Origin of the sequence: Comamonas aquatilis, from assembly GCF_965139575.1 — a bacterium.
GTDB classification, from domain to species: domain Bacteria; phylum Pseudomonadota; class Gammaproteobacteria; order Burkholderiales; family Burkholderiaceae_C; genus Comamonas; species Comamonas aquatilis.
The window spans coordinates 141,383-149,996 of sequence record NZ_CBCSIW010000009.1; the positions used below are offsets into that span (position 1 = coordinate 141,383).

Annotated in this window: 9 protein-coding genes; 6 read left to right on the plus strand and 3 right to left on the minus strand. The window is 61.4% G+C overall.

The window, feature by feature from the left end; translation table 11 throughout:
* Position 1: 1 nt before the first annotated feature.
* On the minus strand, positions 2-664 hold the full coding sequence (rsmG, locus tag ACNAZA_RS13055; RefSeq protein WP_415796995.1) for a 16S rRNA (guanine(527)-N(7))-methyltransferase RsmG: 663 nt from the start codon (positions 662-664) through the stop codon (positions 2-4).
* Positions 661-2,625: a tRNA uridine-5-carboxymethylaminomethyl(34) synthesis enzyme MnmG gene (gene mnmG, locus ACNAZA_RS13060; RefSeq protein ID WP_415796996.1), complete on the minus strand. Its 1,965-nt coding sequence runs from the start codon at positions 2,623-2,625 to the stop codon at positions 661-663. The genes rsmG and mnmG overlap by 4 nt, the downstream gene beginning before the upstream one ends.
* A gap of 257 nt (positions 2,626-2,882) precedes the next feature.
* On the opposite strand from mnmG, the gene ACNAZA_RS13065 reads away from it, so the two are divergent.
* From ACNAZA_RS13065 to ACNAZA_RS13075, 3 genes are all read left to right on the plus strand, one after another.
* On the plus strand, positions 2,883-3,479 hold the full coding sequence (locus ACNAZA_RS13065; protein ID WP_120965454.1) for an NADPH-dependent FMN reductase: 597 nt from the start codon (positions 2,883-2,885) through the stop codon (positions 3,477-3,479).
* A 74-nt stretch (positions 3,480-3,553) separates the two neighbouring features.
* Positions 3,554-4,162 (plus strand): glutathione transferase GstA, encoded by a 609-nt coding sequence (gene gstA / locus ACNAZA_RS13070; RefSeq protein WP_415796997.1) that lies wholly within the window; start codon positions 3,554-3,556, stop codon positions 4,160-4,162.
* 72 nt (positions 4,163-4,234) lie between these two features.
* Positions 4,235-5,347, plus strand: a complete 1,113-nt coding sequence (locus ACNAZA_RS13075; protein WP_415796998.1) for an alkene reductase — start codon at positions 4,235-4,237, stop codon at positions 5,345-5,347.
* Positions 5,348-5,443: 96 nt separating this feature from the next.
* Here the strand turns inward: ACNAZA_RS13075 and ACNAZA_RS13080 are convergent, their stop codons facing one another.
* On the minus strand, positions 5,444-7,138 hold the full coding sequence (locus ACNAZA_RS13080; protein WP_415796999.1) for a methyl-accepting chemotaxis protein: 1,695 nt from the start codon (positions 7,136-7,138) through the stop codon (positions 5,444-5,446).
* A gap of 295 nt (positions 7,139-7,433) precedes the next feature.
* Here ACNAZA_RS13080 and ACNAZA_RS13085 point away from each other — a divergent pair, with 295 nt between their 5' ends.
* From ACNAZA_RS13085 to ACNAZA_RS13095, 3 genes are all read left to right on the plus strand, one after another.
* The gene (locus ACNAZA_RS13085; RefSeq protein ID WP_120970553.1) at positions 7,434-7,628 is read left to right on the plus strand and encodes a heavy-metal-associated domain-containing protein; all 195 of its coding nucleotides are present in this window, start codon (positions 7,434-7,436) and stop codon (positions 7,626-7,628) included.
* A 79-nt stretch (positions 7,629-7,707) separates the two neighbouring features.
* The gene (cueR, locus tag ACNAZA_RS13090; RefSeq protein WP_415797000.1) at positions 7,708-8,199 is read left to right on the plus strand and encodes a Cu(I)-responsive transcriptional regulator; all 492 of its coding nucleotides are present in this window, start codon (positions 7,708-7,710) and stop codon (positions 8,197-8,199) included.
* Between the two features lie 144 nt (positions 8,200-8,343).
* On the plus strand, positions 8,344-8,614 hold a 271-nt coding region (locus tag ACNAZA_RS13095; RefSeq protein WP_462936553.1), incomplete at its 3' end, for a thiolase family protein.

Here is an 8,614-nt window from a genome sequence, read left to right on the forward strand (position 1 = left end):
GTCAGGCCGCAGCGCGCAGCCAGACCACGCAGCGCTCTACATCCAGGCCCGGCACCTGCAAAGGTTCCACGTGAAACACGTTCACGTCGGCAGGCAGGGCTGCCATCTCTTCTTCGGGGTGCTTGCCCTTCATGGCAAACCAGATGCCATCGGCCGCCAGCGCCTTGCGCGACCAGGTGGTGAAGTCCAGCAGCGAGGCGAAGGCCCGGCAGCTGATCACGGGATACAGCGTCTTGAGGTTCTCCACCCGGTCGTGAATGCCATGCAGATTGGGCAGGCGCAGCGATGCCGCCACCTGTTGAATGAAGGCAGCTTTCTTGCCCACGGTGTCCACGCAGCTCACATCGATCTGCGGGCAGCAGATGGCGAACACCACACCGGGCAGACCGCCGCCAGAGCCCACATCCAGCAAGGGCAGACGCTGGCCCTCTTGCACTGGCAGCGTCTTCACATGGCGCAGCAGCGCAGGCACGGCGGCCAGACTGTCGAGCAGATGGTGAGTCAGCATCTCTTGCGGATCACGCACAGAAGTGAGGTTGTAGACCCGATTCCACTTTTGCAGCAGATCGAGAAAGCTCATCAGCAGATCGATCTGGGTCTGTGTCAGCTCCAGTTGCAGGCTGGCAACGCCGGCTTCCAGTTGGGTGCGCAATGCCTGGCTCATGCAGCGGCCTCTTCATTCTTTGCAGCAAAGCCCTTGAAGCCGCCTTTTTTGAGGTGGACCATGAGCAGGGAGATGGCAGCAGGCGTCACGCCCGAAATGCGTGAAGCCTGACCCAGAGTCTCGGGCCTGTGCTTTTGCAGCGTCTGACGCACTTCGAAAGACAGAGCCGCCACCTGCATGTAATCAAAGTCCAGCGGCAGACGCAGCTTCTCGAAATGCGAAGCCCGTTCGACTTCGTCTTTCTGGCGGTCGATATAGCCGGAGTATTTGGCCGTAATCTCCACCTGCTCGATCACCGAGGCACTGAGGCCACCCAGCACTTGCGGCTGTACATCGGCCGAGGCGTACTTGCCTTCATTCAGGCTCATGAGCTTGTCATAGTCCACACCGGGACGGCGCAGCAGATCGAACAGGTTGTATTCCCGCTCCATGGCTTTGCCCAGCACGCGCTCGGACTCTTGGGCCGAAACAATGCGTGGGTTCACCCAAGTGGATTTGAGGCGTTCTGTTTCACGTGAAACAGCATCGCGCTTGCGGCTGAACGCTTCCCAGCGCTCGTCGCCAACCAGGCCCATCTTGCGCCCCTCTTCCGTCAGGCGCATATCGGCATTGTCTTCACGCAGCTGCAGACGGAACTCGGCACGGCTGGTGAACATGCGGTAGGGCTCGGTCACGCCCTTGGTGATCAGATCGTCCACCAGCACGCCCAGATAGGCTTCGTCACGCCCGGGCGTCCATGGACCTTCGCCTCGGCACTGCAGCGCCGCGTTCAGGCCGGCAAACAGACCTTGGGCTGCGGCCTCTTCATAGCCCGTCGTGCCATTGATCTGACCAGCAAAGAACAGACCCTGGATCTGCTTTGTCTCGAAGCTGCTCTTGAGCGAGCGCGGATCGAAGTAGTCGTACTCGATGGCGTAGCCGGGGCGCAGGATGTGGGCATTCTCCAGCCCCTTCATGGAGCGCACCAGATCGTACTGAATATCAAATGGCAGGCTGGTCGAGATCCCGTTGGGATAGAACTCGTTGGTGGTCAGGCCTTCGGGCTCCAGAAAAATCTGGTGGCTTTCCTTGTCGGCAAAACGGTTGATCTTGTCTTCGACGCTGGGGCAGTAACGCGGGCCCACGCCTTCGATCTTGCCGGTGAACATGGGGCTGCGGTCAAAGCCACTGCGGATGATCTCGTGCGTGCGCGCATTGGTATGCGTGATCCAGCATGGCATTTGCCTGGGGTGCATGGCCGCATCGCCCATGAAGCTGAACACGGGCACTTCGCCCTCGTTCACGCCGCCTGGCATGCCGTCGCCTGGCTGCTCGTCACACTGGCTGAAGTCAATGGAACGGCCGTCAATGCGCGGAGGCGTACCGGTCTTCAAGCGCCCTTGGGGCAGCTTCAGTTCCTTCAAACGGGCCGACAGGCTCACGGCTGGAGGATCGCCGGCACGGCCTGCAGCGTAGTTGTTCAGTCCGACGTGGATCTTGCCATCGAGAAAAGTGCCGGCCGTCAGCACCACAGTACGGCTGCGAAACTGTATGCCCACCTGGGTGACAGCACCCACCACGCGGTCGCCCTCCACCATCAAATCATCCACCGCTTGCTGGAACAGCCAGAGATTGGGCTGGTTCTCCAGCATCTCGCGAATGGCTGCCTTGTACAGAATGCGGTCGGCCTGGGCCCGGGTGGCGCGCACTGCCGGGCCTTTGGAGCTGTTGAGAATGCGGAACTGAATGCCGCCCTTGTCCGTGGCCAACGCCATGGCGCCGCCCAAAGCATCGAGTTCCTTGACCAGATGGCCTTTGCCAATACCGCCGATGCTGGGGTTGCAGCTCATCTGCCCCAGGGTTTCGATATTGTGGGTAAGCAGCAGCGTTTTGCTGCCCATGCGCGCAGCCGCCAACGCGGCCTCGGTGCCGGCATGGCCGCCACCGACCACGATCACATCAAATTCCTGTGGGTACAACATGTTCTTGCTCCGGGCCACGCCCGGCCCTTGGACCCCGCAACGAAGCGCCCATGCTTCGGCTCTCATGGCGGACGAACATCCTTCGTACAGATGCCCAGCCCAGCGGGGAGCCCGCAATTTTCCCACCAATGGACCAACAATGCCCTGCCAGGGGTCTGCAGCCCTGTTTCACGTGAAACAGCCGCTGGAACCCTTGACCTAGCACTTGCCCTGATACGGCACTTGAAGCAGGAAAAATGCGTACTGCCTGTGCTGCAATGGCTGGCATGCAAATACTGATTTTTGCGGGCAGTACCCGCCAGGACTCGTACAACCGCAAACTGGCCAAGGCCGCAGCGGAGATGGCAACGCAACTGGGCGCGCAAGTGAGCCTGCTGGAATTGTCGGACTTCGATATTCCCATGTACAACGCCGACCTGGAGGCACAGGGCACTCCCGCCGACGTGATCCGCCTCAAGCAGATTCTGCACCGCCATGCGGCCTGGATCATTTGCTGCCCCGAGTACAACGGCAGCTATCCCGCCCTGCTCAAGAACGCCATCGACTGGGCCTCCAGCCCGATCAAAGGCGATGCGCAATGGTCGGATGGCGTGCTGCCTTTTCGCGATACCGTGGTCGGCATGGCCAGTGCCTCGCCCGGAGGCCTGGGCGGCCTGCGCGCCCAATCGCACCTGGCCCCTCTGCTACTCAATCTGCAGTGCTGGCTGGCCCCGCGCAGCCATGCGGTAGCACATGCGGCCGATGCATTTGACGCACAAGCACAGCTGACCCGAAGCCAGGATATCTCCGGCATGCAAGCCCTGATTGAACAAGTGCTGTGGGCCGCAGACCGGCTGCAGACTACGGCCTCCTGAGCCAGGCATGCAGACGACATGCTTACGGTTTAGCATGGAGGCTTGTCTTTTCAACTGAAAGAAAGCCACTCGACATGAAGCTTTACTACAGCCCTGGCGCCTGTTCCCTGTCTCCGCATATCGTGTTGCACGAAACAGGTCTGCCGCATGAAGCCATTCTCGCCAGCACCAAGAGCCACCAGCTGCAGGATGGTACGGACTACTACAGCATCAATCCGCTGGGCTATGTGCCCTTTCTGGTGCTCGACAACGGAGACACGCTGCACGAAGGTCCGGCCATCGTCCAATACTTGGCCGATCAGGCGCCAGAAAAGAATCTGGCACCCGCCAACGGCACCATGGCCCGCTACCACCTGCAGGAGTGGCTCAACTTCATCGGCACCGAGCTGCACAAGGGCTTCGCCCCCTTGTTCAACCCCGCGACTCCCGATGACTTCAAGCCTGTGGTGCGTGCCAACGTGCTCAAACGCCTGACCTGGGTGGATGAGCAACTGGGCAACAAGGAATTCTTGATGGGCGACCAGTTCAGCGTGGCCGATGCCTATCTGTTCACCGTCACCGGTTGGGCCCAGTTTGTGGGCCTGGACATCTCGGGTCTGCCGCATATCCTGGCCTACCGCGAACGCGTGCTGGCCCGCCCAGCCGTGCAGGCAGCGATGAAGGCAGAAGGCCTGCTCAAGTAAGCTTTTTCAAGCACGCGCAAACTGAAAAGCCCGGTGTTGATCACCGGGCTTTTTTGTCTTCTGGAGCTCTGCATGACCTCGTTGTTCGACCCCATTACCGCCGGATCCATGACCTTGCCCAACCGCATTGCCATGGCGCCGCTGACACGCAACCGCGCACCCAATGCCGTGCCTACGGCGTTGATGAGCACCTATTACGCCCAGCGTGCCACGGCGGGTCTGTTGATCAGCGAAGGCACGGCCGTCAGCGCCCAGGGCCAGGGCTATGCCGATGTGCCCGGCCTGTATGCCGAGCAGCAGCTCAAGGCATGGAAGCAGGTCACCGATGCCGTGCACCGCCAGGACGGGCGCATCGTCACCCAGCTGTGGCATGTGGGCCGCGTCTCGCACACCCTGGTACAGCCCGACAACCAGGCGCCTGTAGGCCCCACGGATGTGGCGGCAAAATCCAAAACCTATGTGATCAACCGCGAAACCGGTGAAGCCGGTTTTGTGCCCACCTCAGTGCCGCGTGCGCTGCGGCAGCAAGAGCTGCCAGGCATTGTTCGCAGCTTCGCCCAGGCCGCCCTCGCGGCCGTGGAAAGCGCCGGTTTTGACGGCGTGGAACTGCACGGGGCCAACGGCTATCTGCTGGACCAGTTTCTGCGCAGCAGCACCAACTCGCGCACCGACGACTACGGCGGCAGCATGGAAAACCGCGCTCGCCTGATGCTGGAATGCACACGCGCCGTCGCCGATGCCATAGGCAGCGGCAAGGTCGGTATCCGCATTTCTCCGGTCACACCCGCCAACGATATTGATGATGCCCATCCGCAAGCCCTGTTCGAGTATCTGGTGCGTCAGCTGGCACCCTTGGGCCTGGCCTATATCCATGTGATCGAAGGTGCCACCGGCGGCCCGCGCGTGATTGACGAGCGCCCCTTCGACTACTCGGCCCTCAAGGCCGCCTACCGCGATGCCGGCGGCCAGGGCGCATGGATGGTGAACAACGGCTATGACCGCCAGCTGGCCATGCAGGCCGTGGAGAGCGGCTACGCCGACATGGTGGCCTTTGGAAAAGCCTATATTGCCAACCCCGATCTGGTGCACCGCCTGCGCGCGAACCTGCCTCTCAACGCCTGGAACAGCAGCCGCTTTTACGGCGGCGGAGCAGACGGCTATACCGACTATCCCGCAGCAGCCTGAGACAAAATTTCTTGCCTGAAAAGGCTGATAAGGCATGAAAACAATGCGCCATCAGCTTCTATTCGTATAGCAATTTTTCATGGTGCTTGATTCAGCTCAGAACTGCTCAAGCCAAGGCTGCTCTTTCTGGGCCGTCAGGCTGCGATCGGCCAGCGAAGCAGGTGCCAGCCCCGGGCGCGGTGCGGGCATGGAGCCGCGCGCCGAACGCAGGGGCGCAAGTTCAGCCCCTGCGGCCACACGGAACTGGCTGACCAGTTGCGCCAATCGCGAAGCCTGCTCGCGCAGCGACTGGGCGGCGGCCGCAGACTCCTCCACCAGCGCGGCATTTTGCTGCGTCATGCGTTCGATATCGCCCACGGCCTGATGGACCTGGCCGATGCCCATGGACTGCTCGCTGGCAGCTGCGGAAATCTCGCCAATGATGTCGCCCACGCGCTGCACGCTCTCCACCATTTCCTTCATGGTCTTGCCGGCGTCTTCCACCTCGCGCACGCCGCCGTCCACGGCCTGTCCGCTGGTGTGGATCAGGCCCTTGATCTCATTGGCGGCCTGCGCCGAGCGCTGGGCCAGACTGCGCACTTCGGCGGCCACCACGGCAAAGCCTCGGCCTTGTTCTCCGGCGCGAGCCGCTTCCACGGCGGCATTCAAGGCCAGGATATTGGTCTGGAAGGCGATGGAATCAATCAGCCCGATGATGTCGCCGATCTTGCGGCTGGAGCTGGAAATCTGCTGCATGCTCACCACGGCCCGGCCCACGATCTGACCGCCCTGCTGTGCCGTCCCCGATGCCGACGAAGCCAGCTGGTTGGCCAGTTGGGAAGAAGCGGCCGTCTGCTGCACCGTGGCCGTCAGCTGGGACAGCGAAGCCACGGTTTCCTGCACATTGCTGGCCGTCTGCTCGGTGCGGGCCGACAGGTCCTGATTACCGGTGGCAATCTCCTGGCTGGCAGTTGCGATATTGCTGCTGGCATCGCGCACCTGAATCACCATGGTGCTCAAGCCCTGCTGCATCTGATCGAGGGCACGCAGCAGATCGGACAGTTCGTCCTTGCCCGTCACCGCCACCTTTTGCGACAGATCGCCATTGGCAATCGTCAAAGCCATCTGGCGTGCACTCACCAGCGGCGCGCAGATCGACTGCATGTTCAGCAACGTCAGCGGAATCACCACCAACAGAGTCAGCAACACGGCTCCGATGAACAGCCAGCGCGTCTGCCTGGCCACCTCCTGCTCGCCAGCAGCCTGCACATCCGACAGCTGATGCAGCATCTGATCGAGCTGGGCCAGCAGCTTTTCAGCTTCCATCACCTCGGCCAGAGCCTTGGCACTGGTACGGTTGGCAATGGTGGCCGAGTCATAACCTCCGGCCTCCAGCTGGCGGGCCACCGGCTCGAACGCTTTGCGGTAGTTGTCGATGCGGGTGATGATGCTTTCGGCAAGCACATCGTCCTGAGCATCCCGGTCACTCGTAAAGCGGCCCAGCGTGGTCTTGGTCTGCTCGATCAAGGCCGCCCAGCGCTCATAGGCCTTGCGCACTTCCTCGGGGCGCTCGTACTGGATGATCATGTCCTTCTCGGAGGCGCGCACGCTACCCAGCTCGCTGCGCAACTGGGCCATGTGTCCCATCTTCACATAGGGGCCACTCATGAAATCCTGGCTCAGGCTCTGGATGCGGAACATGCCCAGCATGCCGGCCCCGCCCAGCAGACCCAGTAAAACCATCACCACGCCAATGGCGCCCAGCATGCGCGTGCGTATGGTGAAGCCGCGCATCATTCCCAACATATTCATCAAAGCTCCCTCTTGTCTTGGCTCGTATCGGCCGCGACCTGTCTTTTACACTAGAAACACAAATTGTTTCAGCTTGTCAGAAACTAGGGAAATGTTCATATCGGGAACTGCGTACTCTGAGCAGCAGGCCACTGCCACGCGGGCAATGTCTGAGTGCGAGAAAGCTTTGTTGCGTCAGATCAACCCCGCTGGCAACAGCGTCTTGTGCCCGGCTTGACCTTGCCATGATGTCAAAGTTGATGATTCAAGCCAAGGAGTCCACCAGCCCGGTGGCTTACCGTTTAAGGAGCTATGTATGCAACAAGTTTTTGAAGTTCAAGGCATGACCTGCGGCCACTGCGAGCGTTCTGTGACCAACGCCATCCAGGGCGTGGACGCACAGGCCCAGATCAAGATCGACCGCAGCGCCAACCGCGTGGAAGTGGACAGCAGCGCCAGCCGCGAAGCCCTGTCGGCCGCCATTGCCGAAGAAGGCTACAAGGTCGCCTAAGCACCTGACAGCCCACCCCAGCGCCAGCGGCACGGCAAGCCCTGAAAAAGGCCGCTGGCGCGTTTTTTTAGGACGATTCATGCCTAGCCCCCACTCTCCTGCTAAAAGTGCTCAGAACTGGCCTGTGGTGATAGGCGAGGCTGCACGCCGCGCCGGAGTGTCGGCCCGCATGGTGCGCCATTACGAGGCCCAGGGTCTGCTGCGCCCCGTGCATCGTACGGACAGCGGCTACCGCCAGTACAGCGAAACCGATGTACATACTCTGCGCTTTATTCGCCGCGGCCGCGATCTGGGCTTTTCCATGGAAGAGATCGGCACCCTGCTCGGCCTGTGGCACAACCAGGGCCGCGCCAGCAGCCAGGTCAAAGCCATTGCGCAAAAACACATTGCCGTGCTGACCGAGCGCATTGCCGCCATGCAGTCCATGCAACGCACGCTGCAGACCCTGGTGCACTGCTGCCATGGCGATGACAGGCCCGACTGCCCCATCCTCGACGATCTGGCCAGCGCAGACATCGCATCCTCCCCGGCTCCAAGACGGTCGGTGCCTCGAAACAACGCTGCAGCATAGCCCAGGGCTTTAACAGCTCTGGTGGCGCGGGCTGGCACACAGGTGATTGTGCTGAACAACTCAAGTACTGCAAAATGTTCTGTTTGACGGGCTCACCTTCGCAGCCCGCGCTGCCATTGCGCCGCAATGGAGGAGACACAGAGCATGAGCACCAAAGACATCTTCGTCGTCAGCACCGCCCGTACCGCCATAGGCACGTTTGGTGGCGGACTCAAGGACGTACCCAACACCCAGCTGGCCACCACCGTGGTCAAGGCCGCCATTGAGCGCGCCGGCATTGCGGCCGACACCGTAGGCCATGTGGTCATGGGCAATGTGATCCCCACCGACACCAAGGATGCTTATCTGTCGCGCGTGGCGGCCGTCGATGCGGGCTGCCCCATCGAGACCCCGGCCTTCAACGTCAACCGTCTGT

Bases quoted from the DNA above. Each gene is read 5' to 3' on its own strand.
- rsmG (WP_415796995.1), bottom strand. From the start codon at position 664: ATGAGCCAGGCATTGCGCACCCAACTGGAAGCCGGCGTTGCCAGCCTG.
- mnmG (WP_415796996.1), bottom strand. From the start codon at position 2,625: ATGTTGTACCCACAGGAATTTGATGTGATCGTGGTCGGTGGCGGCCAT.
- ACNAZA_RS13065 (WP_120965454.1), top strand. From the start codon at position 2,883: ATGGCTGGCATGCAAATACTGATTTTTGCGGGCAGTACCCGCCAGGAC.
- gstA (WP_415796997.1), top strand. From the start codon at position 3,554: ATGAAGCTTTACTACAGCCCTGGCGCCTGTTCCCTGTCTCCGCATATC.
- ACNAZA_RS13075 (WP_415796998.1), top strand. From the start codon at position 4,235: ATGACCTCGTTGTTCGACCCCATTACCGCCGGATCCATGACCTTGCCC.
- ACNAZA_RS13080 (WP_415796999.1), bottom strand. From the start codon at position 7,138: ATGAATATGTTGGGAATGATGCGCGGCTTCACCATACGCACGCGCATG.
- ACNAZA_RS13085 (WP_120970553.1), top strand. From the start codon at position 7,434: ATGCAACAAGTTTTTGAAGTTCAAGGCATGACCTGCGGCCACTGCGAG.
- cueR (WP_415797000.1), top strand. From the start codon at position 7,708: ATGCCTAGCCCCCACTCTCCTGCTAAAAGTGCTCAGAACTGGCCTGTG.